Below are 18,557 nucleotides of genomic sequence, written 5' to 3'. Positions count from 1 at the left end.
TTCCAATAATACTAATACCCTATGATCTTAAAAAATAATACCGTTAATCTTAATTCATGTAAGTATCTGATAATTTCGTAATTTAACAGGAACAATAACGCATAGCAATAAAGGAGTGAGTGATATGGAAAAACAAAAAGCCAACATATTAAAGTTTAAAGAAATGAAGCAGCAAGGTAAAAAAATCACTATGGTAACAGCCTATGATTTCGCCATGATGTCCCAGGTGGATAAGTCCGACATAGATATGATTCTGGTAGGCGATTCCGCCGCTATGACTATGATGGGCTATGAGGGAACAGTGCAGATTAACCTGGATACCATGCTGGTTTTCTGCCAGGCCGTCGCCAACGCGGGCAAGCACACTTTTCTGGTAGGGGACATGCCCTTCATGACTTATGAAATAAGTACGGAGCAGGCCATGACCAACGCAGGCCGGATTATTAGGGAAGGACGCATGGATGCCGTTAAGCTGGAGGGTGGAGAACGCATGGCGGATACTGTGACCGCTATAGTCAGAGCCGGTATACCCGTGATGGGCCATATCGGTTTAACACCGCAGAGCGCCGCCCAGTTGGGTGGTTTCAACGTGCAGGGCAAAAAACTCCAGGATGCCAAACAAATAGTTAAAGATGCGCTGGCCCTGGAAAAGGCGGGAGCGTTTGCCATTGTTTTGGAGGCCATACCCAGCCCGGTGGCTAAAATAATCACGGAAAGTGTTCAGGTACCCACCATCGGCATCGGTGCCGGAAACAAATGTGATGGCCAGGTACTGGTTATCCATGATCTTTTAGGACTGTTCGACAGGTTTATCCCCAAGTTTGTCAAGCGCTATGCCAATCTGGGAGCGGATATGCAAAAAGCATTAAACACTTACTCCGCCGAAGTACGTGAAGGTATATTCCCGGACAAGGAACATTCCTTTACCATGCCCCAGGATTTACTACAACAGCTAACGGCCGAATTGCAAGAGGAGGGTATTTTGTAAGATCGCAGTGGGCAAAAGAACCCATTTTGAAGTATGTAAAACACTGCCCAACGAATTACGGAATACAGAGATGAAACAAATGAGAAACTAACCAAGATTTCAACCTTGTTAAAAGACTTGTAACCCTGCTATGCAGGGTTTATCTTTTGCAAAAAACCGTGGCGGCAGCCTTCGCTAAAATTATGCTTCCAATTCTTTTACGCCATAAATAATAAAGCCAGTACCGCAATCCCTTGCGAATACTGGCTTTGTGTGGCAGGGGAGACAGGACTTGAACCCGCAGCCCACGGTTTTGGAGACCGTTGCTCTACCAATTGAGCTACTCCCCTAAATACTTGCTTACTATATTGTAACAAAAGTAATTATAAAATAATATTTCCGGCCAGTCAAGGGAAATATGTGGTGCATAAAGGATTTTTGAGAACCCAACCGAATATATATAAAACAACTACTTATCTCGGAGGTGGCTTAATGAGCCCCAAAATCGGTGTTTTAATGGGTGGATGTTCCGCTGAAAGGGAAGTGTCATTACGTACCGGGGAAGCAATCTATCAAGCATTATCATCCATTGGTTTCGATGCGGTAAAAATCGATGTAGATAAAAACATAGTGGAAAATTTGAAAAACCAGCAAATTGAGCTGGCCTTTATCGCGTTGCACGGCAAATACGGTGAAGATGGTACCATACAAGGTCTACTGGAAATGCTGGATATACCTTATACCGGTTCCGACGTCTTAGCAAGCGCCATGGCCATTAATAAAATTACTACCAAAAAGATATTGCTGTATGAAGGACTGCCTACTCCCGAGTTTTTCACTATATCGCGCAGCGAGTATAACAGTAACGCACTGGATAATATCAATGACAAAATTGCGGCTATGGGCCTGCCGGTTGTGATAAAAGCAGCTACTCAGGGGTCTACCATTGGTATTTCATTTGTGCGTCACCAAAATGACATTAACAGTGCTATAGAGCAAGCTTTCCAGTATGACCCCGATATACTGGCAGAAAAAATGATTGACGGTACAGAGATAACCGCATCGGTGCTGGGCAATGAAAAACCGGAGGTGCTACCGCTGATTGAAATTTTCTCAACCACCGGGGTCTATGATTACACAGCCAAATACACCGTCGGGCTAAGCGACCACATTATTCCGCCCCGTTTGCCGGAAAATGTGCAGCAAAAAATTAAAGAATTAGCGTATAAGACGCATCTGGCCATTGGCTGCCGAGGGCTTTCCCGCGTTGATTTCATGGTCGACCAATCCGGCCAACCTTACATTCTGGAAGTCAACACCATACCGGGTATGACGGAAACCAGTCTTTTCCCCGATGCAGCCAGAGCGGCAGGTATATCATTTGAAAAACTGGTAGGCAGATTAGTACAGTTAACCATGGAAAAGTAAAACCCATAATTATCTTGGGTGGAGTAACCTATCGACAGGCTGCTCCATCCAAGATATGTCATATCCAGCCAGTTTTTCCCACAACTATTCCTGCATTAAGCAACATCTTTCTCCATTGAGTATTATAGGGAGGCTAAAATATATGTCAATAAAGTTTACAAAGGATCTCAACGAATCCAGTTTTCTGGACCCAATGAACAATTTCGCACCTAAAACCGTTGTGAGTGAAATACGCCATGACCCATTAACGGGACATATTTCACGCATATTCCCGTTTCGTAAATTTAATTTACACAGACACGATTGGACACCTTTTGTAGAAGAATCCAGACAAAAATTCTGTCCCTTTTGTCCCGGCGTATTAGAAAAGGTTACCCCTAAATTCTCCGCCGATATAGCTCCCGAGGGACGCATCAAAATCGGCGATGCAACAGTAATCCCCAATTTAAATCCATATGAAAAATATGCTTCACTGGTAATCATGTCATCCCGCCATTATATTTCTATGGATGAAATCAACTCGGAATTAATTGTTAACAGTTTCCGGGCCGGGCTGGAGTACTTGCGAAGGGTAATCTCCCTGGATCCGGACGAAGCCCGCTTTGTATCCATTAACTGGAACTATATGCCTTATGCCGGTGGATCTTTAATTCACCCTCATTTACAGATATTAGCGGGCAAAGAGCCCTGTACATATGACAAGCAGTTAATAATTGCATCTGACAATTATTTAAGCACCAATAACAGCAATTATTGGACGGATTTAATTAGCAGTGAGGAACAGACAGGAGAAAGGTATATCGGCCAAACAGGGCAGGTACACTGGCTAAGCGTTTTTGCGCCGCGCCATGTTGGCGATATGATAGGTATACTGCCCGGCAAACAAACCATTGATGATGTCACCGGTAATGATTTAAGTGATTTGGCGACGGGGCTTTGTAAAGTAATAAAGTTCTATAACCAGAACAACATAGTGTCCTTTAACGCTGCGTTGTATTTTGCCCGCCATGAAAATGCCGGTTTTGCCGTCCATGCCAGAATTGTGGGCAGGTTTACCATATTTCCACTTGTAGGCAGTGATATCACGCACATGCAAATTCTTCATGATGATCCCTGGACAGTGATATTACCGGAGGATTTCGCCCGAGATTTGAGAGCCGCATTCTAAACCTGGCAGGAATCGTGCCTCCGACAGAGAATAGTAACTTAATAAACATAACCGGAGGTGACCCCCAAATGGCATCTAAAAAATGTATAATGTGCGGAAGAATGTTTGATCCGGATCAGATAGTGGAGGAGAATAAAAATCCTTTTCTCGATGATGATGAGGAGGATATGCCTAAAAAGGCGCCTTCTTTTTGTCAAATTTGCGAAGCTAAAATACGCCATGAAGCAGATGATAACAAAAAACCGTCCAAACCAATGTAACACCGAATAGATTAAATAACCATTAGATTAATCTGAGATTAACCTGCACCCGGTCCGGTTTTAATAATTAAGGAGGAGATTAGTTGCAAAAAGGGTTTAGGTGGCTAACAACGCTAGTTGTGGCAATTGTAGTGATTTTCTTGCTTGTGGCCAGGTGGGGTGCCCATCTTTATATAGATTGGCTCTGGTTCCAATCCCTTGGTTATAGCAACATTTTTAAAACAATATTATTGTCCGAGATAGGCCTGCGGGTATTAGTTGGATTAGCAGCATTTCTATTCATTTTCGTTAATTTAATGTTTACGAGAAAATCTGTAATTCAGAGCATCAGCACCCGTCAGTTCAATAAAACCGACGACGATATCATTACCATCTACCAGTCGCCTTTAAATAAGTATCTAACACCACGATCATTAACTCTAACCTATTTAGCTATCAGCACTGCCCTGGCAATATTCATAAGCTCAGCGGTAACCGGCGATTGGGTTATAATTCAAAAATATCTGCATAGTACCGCTTTTGGTATCGCCGATCCTATTTTTAACAATGATATTGGCAAATATATTTTCAGCTTACCCTTTTATCAATTTTTATACAAGCTATTAACGTGGTTTATTATTCTGTCCGCCTTCACCTTGGCCATGGTCTACTTTTTATCCGAAACCGGCAGAAACGGATGGGGCAAAATTTTCAACTCAATGTCGGCCCGGCTGCACCTTTCTTTCCTGGCAGCACTATTTTTCCTGGTCCGGGCCTGGGGTTATCAATTGGAACAGTACATGCTTTTATATTCCAGCAACGGCGTCACTTTTGGCCCGGGTTATACGGATATTCATGCCCGTCTGCTGGCTTATAAGGCGCTTTTCTTCATCGCATTGCTTATTGCTGTAATTATTATAGTTAATGTTTTTATGCGCCGGTTTAAACTAATCCTCTACAGTATTGGCGGTTTGTTTTTGGCATCAATAATTCTAGGCGGCATATATCCATCGGCAGTTCAAAGTCTTATAGTTAAGCCCAATGAGTTGAACAAGGAGTCGCCATACATTGCCAATTCCATTGAATATACACGTATGGCTTATAACCTGGATCAAGTGAACATAAAAAAATTTCCCGCAGGACAGGTACTTAGCAGCTCCGATATAGAAAATAACCGCGAAACGGTTAAAAATATCAGACTTTGGGACTGGCGGCCACTGCGAGAAACATACCAGCAACTGCAAGAAATCAGGCCATACTATGAGCTTGAAAATATCGACATTGACCGTTATACAATAAATGATGAGTACAGGCAGGTCATGTTGGCAGCCCGGGAACTTGATCAGGAACAATTACCTGACACGGCTAAAACCTGGATTAACCAACGGCTAAAATACACCCATGGTTATGGCATTACCATGAACCCCGTCAATAAAATGACTTCGGAAGGGTTGCCCGAGCTATTTATTAAAAATATCCCGCCGACCAGCACAATAGATAATAAAGTAACGCGACCCGAGATATATTTTGGTGAGTTAGCGGACAATTACGTGATAGTAAACACAAAAGCCCAGGAATTTGACTACCCGGTGGGTACGGAAAACGCTTACACCACTTATGAAGGCAATAGCGGTGTCAAGATAAACGGATTTTTGCGCAAAGTAATATTTGCATTGGCATTTGCCGATTATAAAATGCTGCTGGCAAGTGACTTGCAAAATAGCAGCCAGATATTATATTACCGTAATATCCAGGATAGAGTACCCAAACTGGCCCCTTTTCTTAATTACGACAGTGATCCGTATATAGTGCTCGATAATTCCGGTGCTCTGCACTGGATGTGGGATGCTTATACCACATCCGATATGTACCCCTATTCCGAACCTTTTAAGGGAGGCAACAACTACATCCGCAATGCGGTTAAGGTGGTTGTTAACGCTTACACGGGGCAGGTGGATTTTTACGTTGCCGATGCCGAAGACCCGATTATCCAGACTTATGCTAAAATATTTCCCGGCGTTTTCAAGCCGCTTAATGAAATGCCCGATGATTTAAAGAAACATATTCGTTATCCTATTGATCTTTTTAGTGTTCAGGCGGAAAAATATGCTGTTTATCATATGACCAATACTGAAGTATTATATAATCAAGAGGATAAATGGAATTTACCCAACGAAAAGCTTTATAACGAAGAGGTGGTGTTAGAGCCATATTACAATGTTATCAAGCTGCCCGGAAGTGAAAAAACAGAGTACGTTTTAATCATGCCGTTCACGCCAAATAATAAAACAAATATGATTGGCTGGATGGCAGCCAGATCAGACGAACCACATTACGGCGAACTTATCGTGTATGAGTTTCCCAAGCAGGAACTAGTATACGGTCCGATGCAAATAGAAGCCCGCATCGACCAGGATACTGTAATTTCACAGCAGCTTACGCTGTGGAATCAGCGGGGGTCTTCTGTAATCAGGGGAAACTTGCTGGTAATTCCGGTCGAGGATTCTTTGCTTTACGTGGAACCGCTATACTTGCAGTCTGAACAAAGCAAAATGCCGGAGTTGCGCCGAGTTATTGTGGCGCATAGCGATAAGATTGTCATGGAACCCACTTTGGATCTGGCTTTAAATAGGATTTTCGGCAGCGAGGTTAATGATACATCACCCGATAATCAAACGCAACCGCCACCCACAAGTGAAGCGCCGACAACAACGCTTAAAGACTTAATAGACACCGCAAATAACCTATACAATGAAGCACAAAGCAAACTGCAAAATGGCGACTGGGCAGGATATGGCGAAGCAATTAACAAATTAGAAGAAACACTAAATAATATGTCAGCTCAGGCTGAATAGCATTATAATATTCTTAGGGAAGGAGATGATTGTGATATGTTTTTTGAAAGTTGGTGGCAAGCATTGCTATTCGGCGTTGTAACCACCACCGGTATGCTGGCAATTTGTTATGCCTTTATGCTAAAATGGAGTAAATTTACCGGAGAAAACAAAAAGCCCAAGCAGTCATGCGATGCTCATCACTAAACATTAACAAGCTAGTGCAATAATGCTTTATTGTAATCGCCTATACCAGGCAGTCACATGACAGCGTTTAACCGGAACACTAGCGACCGGTTCCCTTAAAACCCAGCTTATAAGCCACCGGTTCTTATAACCGGTGGCTTTTTTATAATGGAGGGATTAATCATGCCTAAGGTGGCTATCAACAGCAAATTTTATCACTATGCGGCCGGAATTCCTCAATATAATAATGGTAAATACGCTATTATTTTTATCCATGGCGCCGGCGGCAGCCATAAACACTGGAGTTGTCAAACCGCGGAACTGGGACAAAAATTTTTAACTATCGCCGTTGACCTGCCGGGACATGGTGATTCCGAAGGTGGGCCATGTAAAAAAATTGGAGATTATAGTGATTTTATATATGACTTTGCCGGGCGGGTATTGGGCGCCAAGTTCTTTTTAGCCGGCCATTCTATGGGTGGAGCCATTGCTATGGATTTTGCTCTTCGTTACCCTAATAAATTAAACGGACTAATTTTAATTGGCACCGGAGCCCGGCTACGGGTAGCACCCTCTATTTTAGATACCTTTGCAGCGGGAGAATTACTCCCTCAATTTATTAGTTATGCTTACAGTGATACAGCCAGTCCCGATTTAATAAAACAGGCCGAAATAGAAATGGCAAACACCGATCCCAGTATATATTACAATGATTTTCTTGCCTGTGACATGTTTAATTATAGCGAGCATATTCAAGCCATTAATACACCCACACTTGTTCTTGGGGCCACCGCGGACCGTTTAACTCCGCCCAAATACAGCCATTATCTGGCGGAGAACATTCCCAACTCCCAGCTGCAGATAATTGAACAGACCGGGCACATGATGATGTTGGAGAAACCCCAGCAAACAAACGCCAGCATTGAAAAATTTATAACCAGCATAACACCGGGGGATTAAAAGTTTATAAAGGGAGGTTTATAGCATGGCCAGATCTATGGTCAAGCGCATCGGAGTTTTAACCGGAGGCGGCGATGCACCCGGTTTAAATGCGGTAATCCGCGCTGTTGTTAAAACCGCTATCCATGAATACCAAATGACAATCGTTGGTTTTGAAAACGGTTTCGGCGGTTTAATTAAAAATCAAGCACGGGAACTAACCGAGGCAGACGTAGTTGGTATTTTGCCCAGAGGGGGAACTATTCTAGGCACCACTAACCGAGACAACCCCTTTCATTACCCAGTAACCAAAGGTAACGAAAAAACTTTTGTCGACGTATCAGACCGGGTTTTTGAGAACATCAGCATTCATGAAATAGAAGCACTGATTGTAATAGGCGGTGACGGCAGCCTGGCCATAGGAAAAGAACTGCACGACCATGGTTTGAAGGTTGTGGGTGTTCCCAAAACCATTGACAACGACCTATCAGCGACAGACCAAACCTTTGGTTTTGATACCGCCCTTACCACTGCTTCCGAAGCCATTGATAAGCTCCATACCACGGCTGAATCCCATCACCGGGTAATGGTGTTGGAGGTCATGGGTCGCTATGCCGGTTGGATCGCACTGGCATCCGGTTTGGCAGGCGGAGCCGATGTTATATTGATTCCGGAAATACCTTACAATACGGATATTGTAGTGGAAAAGATTAACGCCCGCAGCAAGGAAAAGAAAAAATTCAGTATAATAGTGGTGGCTGAAGGCGCTAAACCTATGGGTGGGGAAATGGTAGTCAGTAAACATATAGAGGGCAGCTTTGATCCCATTCGCCTGGGCGGCATTGGTAATGTAATAGCCCAAGCAGTGGAATCCGCCACCGGCAAAGAATCAAGGGTGACCGTACTGGGCCATTTGCAGCGGGGCGGGTCGCCCACAGCATATGACCGCATTCTCGCCACCCGCTACGGTACAGGAGCGGTTAATTTAACGGCCGAAGGCAAGTTCGGCAGAATGGTATGTTTAAAGGGACAGCATATTGATTCCGTGCCATTGGAGCAGGCTGTGGGTGAACTGCATAAAGTGCCTGTGGATGGGGAATTAGTCAGGGTAGCCAGACAAATGGGCATTTGCCTTGGCGATTGAGGCGATTAAGGAATAGACATGAAAGGGGAAACACGTTGATAATTAATTATCCCGAACTGGCCGTAAAAGAATTAATTGATGAGGTCCTAATCGAATATGCCGGCCAAAACCCGGGCACCTGCCAATGCGAACGCTGCAAAAATGATATCATGGCTTTAGCGCTTAATAGCCTGCCGGCCAAGTACGTGGTCAGCGACTTCGGTCAAGTTTACACTAAGGCTATTTATGATCAGGTGGGCGGCAAAGCTCAGGTAATCGCCGCCTTGACATCAGCAATTCAAAGGGTGCAGCAGTATCCAAGTCATTATTAAATAATGGAGGGTTTTATGAGCTATGCATTTAGAACCACCGGTATTTAGGCCACCCAGTGAAGCCTTTAGCCTTATATTGCAGCTTACCATTGGATGCCGGCATAATGCTTGCACTTTTTGCGGTATGTACAAAGGCAAAACATACCGCAGTAGAACTTGGGACGAAATAAAAAACGATATTGATATATGTTCCTCCCAGATGAAGAGCATAGAAAGGGTATTCTTAGCTGATGGTGACGCTCTGGCGGCAGACACACCCCTTATTTTAAAAACTGCGTTTTACCTTGATAAAAAATTTCCGGATCTGAAGCGTATCAGCATGTACGCCGGTCCCAAGGATATCCTAGCCAAATCCCTGGATGAACTTAAGGAAATACGCGCCTCCGGTGTCGAATTATTATATTTGGGTGTGGAAAGCGGTAGCAATAATATTCTGCAAGCTGTCTGTAAAGGAGTATCTGCTGAGGAAATGGTAAAGGCCGGCCAAAAAGCCCTCAAGACGGGTTTTGGGCTTTCGGTGACCATTATCAATGGTCTTGGAGGCACTGCATTATGGGAGGAACATGCCAAGGAAACCGGTAAAGTCATCAGTGCTATAGATCCCACATATCTGGGTGCGTTAACGCTGATGCCGGTACCTAATACAGTATTATATCACCAAATACAGCAAGGCGGTTTTACATTACCAAATGCAATGCAAATCTTACAGGAAATGAAATATCTATTGGAAAACTTACATTTAACCCACTGCGTGTTCAGAACCAACCACGCATCAAATTATCTGCCGCTACGCGGAATATTGAACAAAGATAGTGATAGCCTTATAACCATATTGGAACAGGCCATTGCCCAACCGGATACTATACCCTTAAGGCCCGAAAGCAGAAGAGGATTGTAAAGAGGTCTAAAACAGATAAATAAAAAGCATATAGATATCTATAAGTGGCAAAAAAATCCAAAGTAATTGCTTACATATTATGGTATTATATAAATATATTACCAAATTAAGGAGGCAATTGCTTTGTTTACTAAAAGGATATTTACAATAGTTTTCTTTTTGTTTGTATTGCTTAACTGTATTATCGAATATTCCATCGCGCGTGAAACAGGCAGCTCACAAATCCAATTTTTTAACAATGATAACCACAAAGGTATAGAACAGCTAATCAAGCAGGCTATAGAGTATGCATGGTGGTCGGACGATCCAAATTACCGAGAAGAACTAAACAAGTTTTATGCAGGTCCCGCTTTGGAAGATGTCACCGAATCGGTAAAACATTATAAAGATAGCAGCACCGATTGGTACAGCTTGACTTTTTTAGAAAACTGTCATATTGTTTATAACAATGGAAATACCTCCATCGCCATAATATCTATAAAAGATATTGATGTAACAACAAACAATATACAGAATAGCAGGGGAATGTTAATTCTACATAAAACTGATAATGGTTGGCGCATTAAGGAAATGAATTATTTTTGATATCCTGATAATAACCAGCTGTTACACTAGGAGGTGACTGCTCTTTGGGCCTGAAAATCGGCATTTTTACCGACAGTTACCGGCCATATACAAGTGGAGTGGTCCGGTCAATTGAAACATTTTCTGAGGAATTACAGGCTCAGGGTCACGAGATTTTTATTTTTGCGCCCGAATATCCTAAACAAAATCATGATCACATGAACGAAAATAGAGTATTTCGCTTTTCTTCCATACCAGCGCCAACAAACCATGATTTTGCCCTGGCTGTGCCATTTTCAATACGTTTGCGCCCAACCCTAAAAAAAATCGGCCTGGATATCATCCATGTTCATTCGCCATTTTTATTGGGGCGTTTGGGAGCTCGCTGTGCTAAAAAATTAAATATACCGCTGGTTTTTACTTTTCATACTCTTTATGATCAATATGTTCATTATGTACCCATAGGACAAAGTATTACCAAAGAAATCACTAAAAAATTTTGTGCTGATTTTTGCAACCATTGCAACCTGGTAATTGTGCCCACCGGTATAATTGGTGAACACTTGCAGAAGTGGGGAGTTAGCACCGAAATAAAGGCATTACCCACAGGCATTAATACTTGTAGCTTTAGGACTGAGGAAAAAGATTGGCTGCACCGCAAATTCAACATAGATGTTCAAGAAAAAATACTGATATCCGTAGGCCGGTTAGCTAAAGAAAAGAACTTTTCATTTATATTGAAGAGTTTTAGCAACGTAAATGCGGTTTTTCCTAAAACCAAGTTGGTACTGGTAGGTAACGGCCCTGAAAAAATTACACTTGTTAATTTGGCCAGGAAGCTTGGCATTTCAGAAAAGGTAATTTTTACCGGCACATTAACCAAAGATGAAATGGCTAAAGCTTATAACAGTGCCGATATATTCGTTTTTGCATCAATTACCGAAACACAAGGGTTAGTGGTAGGGGAGGCCAAAGCGTCAGGATTACCAACGGTAGCGGTAAAGGCCTTTGGCATTTCGGAAATGGTAGAAAACAATGTGGATGGGTTTCTAACGGATTTAGATATAAATAATTTCGTAAATAAAATAAATCTGCTGTTAAAAGATGATGATTTACGATGTACAATGAGCAAAAATGCAACAATAAATGCTGAAAAAATTTCTTCACAATATTGCGCTCAAAGATTGCTGGAATATTATTACACTGTGATAAAAAAATGTGCTGATAAAAGCAAGATAGAGACTCCCAAATTAAGTTGATTTTATGTGAAATGTATAATATCATGGCTAGATGGGAACGCTTATGTGTTCCCATTTTAAGTACGACCATTTATACCGCTCATACTGTCATACACGAAATTAGGACTTGGGAGGATAACAATGGAGCAGTACCTACCGGTAATATCAGGATATCTATTTATTTTTTGTGCCAGGGTAATCGACATGTCCCTGGACGTAATACGCATATTGATGTTAATGAGGGATCGGCGTATTTTAGCTGCAGTTATTGGTTTTTTTGAGGTCGCTGTTTTTGTGCTGGCCTTAAATGAGGTGTTAAAGGGTGGGCTAAATGACCCGGGCAAAGTAATCGCTTACGCGGGTGGTTTCGCAACCGGAAACTATATAGGCAGCTTAATTGAAGAACGTCTGGCCATGGGCTTTTTGTCTATTCAAATATTCCCACCCATTAGACTGGTAAATAATATTACTTATCAAATGCGTAATGAAGGTTTTGGTGTGACCAGTGTCACCGGTTGCGGACGTGATGGTGAAAGAATAATATTGTTCGTATTAATTAAGCGAAAAGACCTAAATAAGGCATTGCATATAATTGATCAAGTTTGCCCGGAAGTTTTCTTTAACGTTTCCGATGCCAAGCGTATTCACGGCGGCGTTTTTCCTGTTAAAAAGGGTAAATAAAACATTATAATGCAATTTATAATATAATTTATTAAGCCTAGGCTTAATATCGGGCAATAGTTTCTAAAATATAATTCCCGTAGGAATATAAGTGTATAAAATGCCGACAGGGTTTCCTGTTTGTTTTTATTTAAATTTAGAAAGAACTTAAATTTAGAAAGAACAGACGAGAAACTCTATTTTTTCGCCTTTTTCGCCTAATGAAATATTTATCCAGGATAGAAGAGGAAAAAAGTTTATTAGTTTACATAATATCTATTATCGGAAGTAATGAAATAAGATAAAACAATAATAAAAACTAGGATGTCATCGCTGAGTATCCCATTGGTTCTCCTCTCCTATAGTGTTTTGTTGAATAGTTAGCATAGGTTAGTTTACGAAATATTACTTTTTATTTTTTAAAACCTTATGTACAAAGGCTTTAGTGCAAAAAACGTAGTACTAAATAGTATAAATACCCAGGCCTAAAGCTTCAAAAAGTTCCTTCTGTTCCTTGTCTATTTTACACTCATACCACTCATCAATCTTTATTTTTCTACAACAAGGTGCCGTCTATATCAGTTCACATCGGATCTATATTTTTAATTGCCATATCCCGACATTTATTATTATTGCATTACATATTTTTATTATTATAATAAATATTAACATATTGTTTTAATAAACCCAAAATTGTTCAACCGTTTTCGAGTCACTTTACCTGTGGCTATAGTGGCTATAGTAGCTATGGTAACTTGACCGACAGAGTGCATACTGGAAACAGCTGTGCCTCTCATTGTGGAAAGGTTACGTTTTAATGAAAGGAGGATAGCTAATCAATTTAAAATATGTAGTTGCTTTAAACTACAAGCACGTTTTGATCTCTATATATCAAGCGAAAAAACATGGTTGGTTATATGTTGTAGTTATTTTTTAGAAACATAATTTTTGCAATAAAAATAGGTAAGAGGAGACTGATAATGAAATTAGCGACAAAAAAGATATTCAATAAAACACTTTTAATTTTTTTACTTTCTTTTTTATTGGTAGCAACATCATTAATGCCTGCATTTGCTGCTACAAACGTTGTTAATACTTCTATTCCTGTAGATTCTGTTGCTACAAACGATGTTAATACTTCTGTTCCTGGGGATAAAACTGAAATCCAAGCAGTTCCAGCAGTTTATGTTATTGCTACAGTTTTAACGTCAGCTAGACCGGTTATACAACGAATTTTAGCTTCACCAGCAACAAGAAAAGCTGGGGATTTTCTAAAATTTAGTTATAAAAATTTCCGCAAAAACTTAATTACTCTAACAAGGGGAAACCCTGGTACAAAGTACGAAGCTCATCATTTATTACCAAAAGCACACGAAAGTAGATTCGCAAAAGCACATATTAGAGATATACACAACCCCAAATATGGTACATGGGTCGATAAAACATATCACCGCAAGACAGCTAACGAATTTAATAATCATTGGGAATATTTTTTCAAGAGGTATGAAGATAAAGGGAAATTTCCAACAAAGTCAGAAGTACTTAAGTATGCTAAAACATTATGTGATAAGTATAAATTTCACCCAAATTTTTAAAGGTAGAGTACGATATTGTTCTAAGCGCAAGTAATAATGAGTTCTTTATGATTATCCCTGCTTAACGAGTGGCTTGCTAGAAAATATTAATATTGGTGCTACCTCTGCATGTATAGTATGATTTTAAACAAAAAAGCACATAATGGCTTCAAAGCAATTGTTCTGAAGCTATTATGTGCTTTAACAAGGCTTAACCTTAAAAAGTAGTAGGAGGAGATTTGATTTGAAAATAGAGTATGGTAATAATAGACTTACAATATTATATGATAGCTATGAAAATGAAAATAATAATATAAAAAAAGTTCATTTTAATTTTAGGGAGGATGACGAGATTGGCTTAAATGGATTTTGCCAAGTTTTCTCAAAATCAGAAGATGTTATATCTGAGTTTCCTACAGTTTGTAAAGTTGTCGAGCATACTATATACGGAACACCTATATCACCGGATGGTAAATATCTATTTATCGGCACATGGGATAAAGGGCTTTTTTGTTACGATATTGATAATAGAAATCTAAAGTGGAAAAAAACACCTGCTAAAGTAAGGCAAGTTATTGCCAAAGATGAGTTTTTAGTAATTGAGATGTGTGACAGGGGGATCTATAAAAGACATATAGAAACGGGAGAGCTGCTTTCAGAAATAAAAATGAGTAATATTCGATTTATGTATCGAATAAGTGATAATGAAATTTTTACTGGAACTAAAAGAGATAAATATTTTATTTATGAAATCCCAAGTCTAACCGAAAAATCTGTAATGAAAAAAAGCTCATTAACAAATATAAATATTTATGAAGCAATCAATATTCTTGATGCTAAAAAGGAAAATGGAAAACTTGTTATTTCTGGAACGGAGTTCGAGTATTCTAGTGAAGATGCAATTGATTTTACAAGGAGTATAAAAATACCCTAAAGATCTGTAGAGTGCAAAAATGTAAAGGCTTTATGTAAAGGCTTTAATGTAGTGATAAGACCGAAAAAGCCGGCTGATTGCAATTACGCCGATACTGACCTCGCTATTAGAAACAGGCCTAAATAACCTGGGCCTGTTTCTAATAAGCAATTTCAGTATTAAGAATGGTGTATTCATGAATGCTGTATTACGTAGCAGTTAAATTACTACATTGCCATTCATACCATTTTAGATAGGATAAAAATCCGTACCTTGTTTGGCTAGCTCCAGATCTACTTTAAGTTTCTTAGCCATTCTTTCCTGCAGAAATTTAGGTGCTACCTGCGGGAATAAAGCTACCGAAACAATGTCTTCCTCTTTTTCCATATAAGATGCGCATTCTTCTCTGGCTTTGGGCAGCTCCGGTTCAATTAAATCCGCCGGACGGCATTTAATCGGTTCTTCGTTACCGATGATCTTCTTGCGGGCCTCTTCATTCACCGGTGCGGGAGAACGTCCGTAAAATCCACGCATGTAGTTTTTAACTTCGTTGGTAGCCATTTTATAACGTTCCCCGAGCAACACATTCAATGCCGCCTGAGAGCCCACAATTTGGCTGGAAGGGGTAACCAGCGGCGGGTAGCCAAAGTCCTCCCTCACCCGGGGCACTTCAGCCAACACCTCAGGTAATTTATCCAGAGCATTTTGCTCTTTAAGCTGATTGATAAAGTTTGAAATCATACCACCGGGTATCTGGTAGGTCAGTACATTGGTATCCGGACTGCTGCTGGCATTATCAAAAGCAGCGTAATGTTTGCGCACCCCTTTAAAGTATTCGGCAATCTCCGAAAGCAGTTCGAGATCCATTCCCGTATCATACGGAGTATCCTTAAATGCCGCCACCATGCTCTCGATAGACGGCTGTGAGCTTTGCAATGCCAGGGAGGATATAGCACAGTCAAGCACATCCACCCCGGCCTCCACGGCTTTCATATAAGTCATTGAGGCCATGCCGCTGGTATAATGACAATGCAGCTGCACCATAATACCAAGTTTTTCTTTCCAACCTTTGACGATGTCATAAGCAGGCTGGGGAGCTAATATACCCGCCATATCTTTTAAACACAGCGAATCGACACCCATTTCCTTTAATTCAGCACCTGTGCGCATATAAAAGTCATAATCGTGCACCGGGCTGATGGTATAGACCACCGTACCCTGAGCATGGGCACCTTCCCGCTTGACATATTCAATAGCTTTCTCCATATTGCGTGTATCATTTAAGGCATCAAAAATTCTAAAGATATCCAAACCGTTATCTACCGTTCTCTTGACAAATTCCTCCAGCACATCATCGGCATAATGTTTGTAACCTACTACGTTTTGACCGCGCAACAGCATTTGCAGCTTGCTGTTTTTAAAATGACGCCTGACAACCCGCAGTCTTTCCCAGGGATCCTCATTAAGGAAACGCATGCATGAGTCAAAAGTAGCGCCACCCCATATTTCAATGGCGTGGAACCCCACCTGTTCTACCTTTTCCGCAATAGGAAGCATATGTTCAGTGCGCATGCGGGTGGCCAACAATGATTGATGGCCATCCCGCATAGTAGTATCCATGATTTTAACTTTCCTAGTCTCTCCCATGATATAACCCTCCCCGTTCTTTTATAATGCCAGGGACATTGTCATTAATCCACTGTAGTCATTACTTTTCTCACTGCTTGTATTGACTTCTGCAAGGCAGTCTTTTCTTCTTCGGTTAAATCCACCTCGATAATTTTCTCAACACCGGAACCGCCGATTATGGCCGGTACACCCAAGTATATTTCTTTTTCTCCATATTCGCCGCTTAAGTAAGCAGCTACCGGCAATATACGCTTCTTATCTTTTAATACAGCTTCCACCATTTCTATTACTGAAGCGCCCGGCGCATAAAAAGCACTGCCGGTTTTTAAATAGTTAACTATTTCCGCGCCGCCCTTTCTGGTTCTGTCAACAATGGCATCTATGCGTTCACGCGGAATCAATTTTTCAATGGGTATACCGCCGGCATAGCTGTAACGCACCAGAGGCACCATATCATCACCATGACCGCCGAGAACAAAAGCACTGACATCTTTATAAGAAACGCCCAATTCCTGAGCGATAAAAGTACGGAAACGTGCCGAATCCAGTACGCCTGCCATGCCAAATACCCGGTTGGCGGGAAAACCGCTGGCCTTATATGCCGCGTACACCATGACGTCAAGGGGATTGGTCACCACAATAATAAAAGCGTTGGGAGAATATTTAGCCGCCTGCTCCGCACACGACTTAACTATTTTTATATTGGTATTTACCAAGTCATCCCGGCTCATCCCAGGCTTACGGGCAATACCTGCGGTAATAACGACTACATCGGAACCGGCCGTATCCTCGTAATTATTTGTGCCCATTATGTTAATATCGTAGCCTTCAATTGGCGCTGCCTCCTGCATGTCGAGCCCTTTACCCTGAGGCACCCCTTCCACTACATCCATTAAGACGATATCGCCTAATTCCTTGGTTGCCGCCCAATGTGCACAGGTAGCGCCAACGTTACCGGAACCAATGACAGTAATTTTATTCCTCTTCAATTTATTAGACCTCCCGTTATTAAGCAATTATTACTAATAAATCACCGTTTTGCACCGTCTGACCTTTTTGTACACACACTTCTTTTACCGTACCGGCTATAGGGGCAGTAATCTCATTTTCCATTTTCATAGCTTCCAAAATTAACAGCCCGTCTCCCGCATTAACCCTATCACCGACGGCTACCTTAACATCATTGATATTGCCCGGCATAGGTGCTGTCACTGTCCCGGCTCCCTGGACAGCCTGGGCTTTCGGTTTTTCGGGAGCAGCTTGCGGCCTGGCCGCTTCTTTAGGGGCAACCACTTTAGCTTGTGTCGATACCGGTGCCGGTGCCGCCTGTGCAACAGGGTTGGCATGCACCACCAGAGATGGTGTGGAAGCTAACTCCTCCACTTGCACTTCATATGGTTCACCGTTAACCACAACTTTAAATTTTTTCATTCATTACGCGCCTCCCCTGGTTTAGAAAATAGTTATTGCTTAAGCAACAGCATATGTCCATCGCTAAGCAGTAAGCCTTCCACTATTCTAGACTATAATCTCTACCCGCCATTATTTCTATTACCCCTGAACGTTTCCAGGAATCCATTTGTCCGTTAATCTTTTTTACTCCGACAACCCGGCCACCATGTTTTAGATATCCCCCCACTGCCAGGGCAGCCGTGATAGCCGCCACGGTTTTGGGATCAACTGTAGGTTTGGAGCTGACTTCAGTCAGTGAGCCCATTGTCTAATCCCTCCCTTGAACCAGCCTACATTGTGAGCGTAGATCCGAAAAGAGGCGTGTCCCCTTCCTTAATTAGGGACACACCTCTAAAAAAAGCGTGTCCCCGTTCCATATCGGGGACATACCTTCAAAGAAGGTATGTCCCCTT

At 41.6% G+C, this 18,557-nt stretch carries 19 protein-coding genes, 1 tRNA gene and 1 riboswitch; of the genes, 15 read left to right on the top strand and 5 right to left on the bottom strand.

Features of this window, described 5'->3' with window-relative positions; all coding sequences use genetic code 11:
• Positions 1–124 precede the first annotated feature (124 nt).
• A complete protein-coding gene (panB, locus tag ABDB91_RS07510; RefSeq protein ID WP_347490997.1) occupies positions 125–988 on the top strand; it encodes a 3-methyl-2-oxobutanoate hydroxymethyltransferase in 864 nt (287 codons plus the stop codon).
• 253 nt (positions 989–1,241) lie between these two features.
• Here the strand turns inward: panB and ABDB91_RS07505 are convergent.
• A tRNA-Trp gene (locus tag ABDB91_RS07505) sits at positions 1,242–1,317 on the bottom strand.
• A gap of 142 nt (positions 1,318–1,459) precedes the next feature.
• Between ABDB91_RS07505 and ABDB91_RS07500 the strand changes: the two genes are divergently transcribed.
• The 14 genes from ABDB91_RS07500 to ABDB91_RS07435 all read left to right on the top strand — a co-directional run bounded on the left by ABDB91_RS07500 (position 1,460) and on the right by ABDB91_RS07435 (position 15,084).
• Complete coding sequence (locus tag ABDB91_RS07500; protein WP_347490996.1) at positions 1,460–2,395, top strand: D-alanine--D-alanine ligase; 936 nt, start codon at positions 1,460–1,462, stop codon at positions 2,393–2,395.
• 142 nt (positions 2,396–2,537) lie between these two features.
• Entirely contained in the window at positions 2,538–3,563 is a 1,026-nt protein-coding gene (locus ABDB91_RS07495; protein WP_347490994.1) for a hypothetical protein, read from the top strand.
• A 68-nt stretch (positions 3,564–3,631) separates the two neighbouring features.
• A complete protein-coding gene (locus ABDB91_RS07490; protein ID WP_347490993.1) occupies positions 3,632–3,823 on the top strand; it encodes a hypothetical protein in 192 nt (63 codons plus the stop codon).
• A gap of 83 nt (positions 3,824–3,906) precedes the next feature.
• Positions 3,907–6,657 carry a UPF0182 family protein gene (locus ABDB91_RS07485; RefSeq protein WP_347490992.1) on the top strand — a complete coding sequence of 917 codons (2,751 nt, stop codon included), beginning with the start codon at positions 3,907–3,909 and terminating at the stop codon, positions 6,655–6,657.
• A 36-nt stretch (positions 6,658–6,693) separates the two neighbouring features.
• Positions 6,694–6,843 (top strand): hypothetical protein, encoded by a 150-nt coding sequence (locus ABDB91_RS07480; RefSeq protein WP_347490991.1) that lies wholly within the window; start codon positions 6,694–6,696, stop codon positions 6,841–6,843.
• Positions 6,844–7,005: 162 nt separating this feature from the next.
• Positions 7,006–7,782, top strand: coding sequence for an alpha/beta hydrolase (locus tag ABDB91_RS07475; RefSeq protein WP_347490990.1), 777 nt, complete (start codon positions 7,006–7,008; stop codon positions 7,780–7,782).
• 25 nt (positions 7,783–7,807) lie between these two features.
• Entirely contained in the window at positions 7,808–8,905 is a 1,098-nt protein-coding gene (locus tag ABDB91_RS07470) for a 6-phosphofructokinase (RefSeq protein WP_347490989.1), read from the top strand.
• A gap of 35 nt (positions 8,906–8,940) precedes the next feature.
• Complete coding sequence (locus tag ABDB91_RS07465) at positions 8,941–9,216, top strand: late competence development ComFB family protein (protein WP_347490988.1); 276 nt, start codon at positions 8,941–8,943, stop codon at positions 9,214–9,216.
• A 22-nt stretch (positions 9,217–9,238) separates the two neighbouring features.
• Entirely contained in the window at positions 9,239–10,114 is an 876-nt protein-coding gene (locus ABDB91_RS07460; protein WP_347490987.1) for a radical SAM protein, read from the top strand.
• Between the two features lie 123 nt (positions 10,115–10,237).
• Positions 10,238–10,699, top strand: a complete 462-nt coding sequence (locus ABDB91_RS07455) for a hypothetical protein (protein WP_347490986.1) — start codon at positions 10,238–10,240, stop codon at positions 10,697–10,699.
• Between the two features lie 44 nt (positions 10,700–10,743).
• On the top strand, positions 10,744–11,937 hold the full coding sequence (locus tag ABDB91_RS07450; RefSeq protein WP_347490985.1) for a glycosyltransferase family 4 protein: 1,194 nt from the start codon (positions 10,744–10,746) through the stop codon (positions 11,935–11,937).
• A 120-nt stretch (positions 11,938–12,057) separates the two neighbouring features.
• Positions 12,058–12,597, top strand: a complete 540-nt coding sequence (locus tag ABDB91_RS07445; RefSeq protein WP_347490984.1) for a DUF5698 domain-containing protein — start codon at positions 12,058–12,060, stop codon at positions 12,595–12,597.
• 672 nt (positions 12,598–13,269) lie between these two features.
• A riboswitch (molybdenum cofactor riboswitch) is annotated at positions 13,270–13,401 on the top strand.
• 155 nt (positions 13,402–13,556) lie between these two features.
• On the top strand, positions 13,557–14,171 hold the full coding sequence (locus ABDB91_RS07440; RefSeq protein ID WP_347490983.1) for a hypothetical protein: 615 nt from the start codon (positions 13,557–13,559) through the stop codon (positions 14,169–14,171).
• Positions 14,172–14,394: 223 nt separating this feature from the next.
• Positions 14,395–15,084 carry a hypothetical protein gene (locus ABDB91_RS07435; protein ID WP_347490982.1) on the top strand — a complete coding sequence of 230 codons (690 nt, stop codon included), beginning with the start codon at positions 14,395–14,397 and terminating at the stop codon, positions 15,082–15,084.
• 228 nt (positions 15,085–15,312) lie between these two features.
• On the opposite strand, the gene ABDB91_RS07430 is transcribed toward ABDB91_RS07435, so the two are convergent.
• From ABDB91_RS07430 to ABDB91_RS07415, 4 genes are all read right to left on the bottom strand, one after another.
• Entirely contained in the window at positions 15,313–16,710 is a 1,398-nt protein-coding gene (locus ABDB91_RS07430; RefSeq protein ID WP_347490981.1) for an oxaloacetate decarboxylase subunit alpha, read from the bottom strand.
• A gap of 44 nt (positions 16,711–16,754) precedes the next feature.
• Positions 16,755–17,681 carry a malate dehydrogenase gene (gene mdh, locus ABDB91_RS07425; RefSeq protein ID WP_347490980.1) on the bottom strand — a complete coding sequence of 309 codons (927 nt, stop codon included), beginning with the start codon at positions 17,679–17,681 and terminating at the stop codon, positions 16,755–16,757.
• A 19-nt stretch (positions 17,682–17,700) separates the two neighbouring features.
• Complete coding sequence (locus ABDB91_RS07420; RefSeq protein WP_347490979.1) at positions 17,701–18,123, bottom strand: biotin/lipoyl-containing protein; 423 nt, start codon at positions 18,121–18,123, stop codon at positions 17,701–17,703.
• Between the two features lie 82 nt (positions 18,124–18,205).
• Positions 18,206–18,409 (bottom strand): hypothetical protein, encoded by a 204-nt coding sequence (locus tag ABDB91_RS07415; protein ID WP_347490978.1) that lies wholly within the window; start codon positions 18,407–18,409, stop codon positions 18,206–18,208.
• Between the last annotated feature and the right edge of the window lie 148 nt (positions 18,410–18,557).

It is taken from the genome of Desulfoscipio sp. XC116 (assembly GCF_039851975.1).
GTDB lineage: Bacteria > Bacillota > Desulfotomaculia > Desulfotomaculales > Desulfallaceae > Sporotomaculum.
The sequence above is the reverse complement of the archived record's forward strand: the minus strand, read 5'-3'. Positions and strand labels throughout refer to the sequence as shown.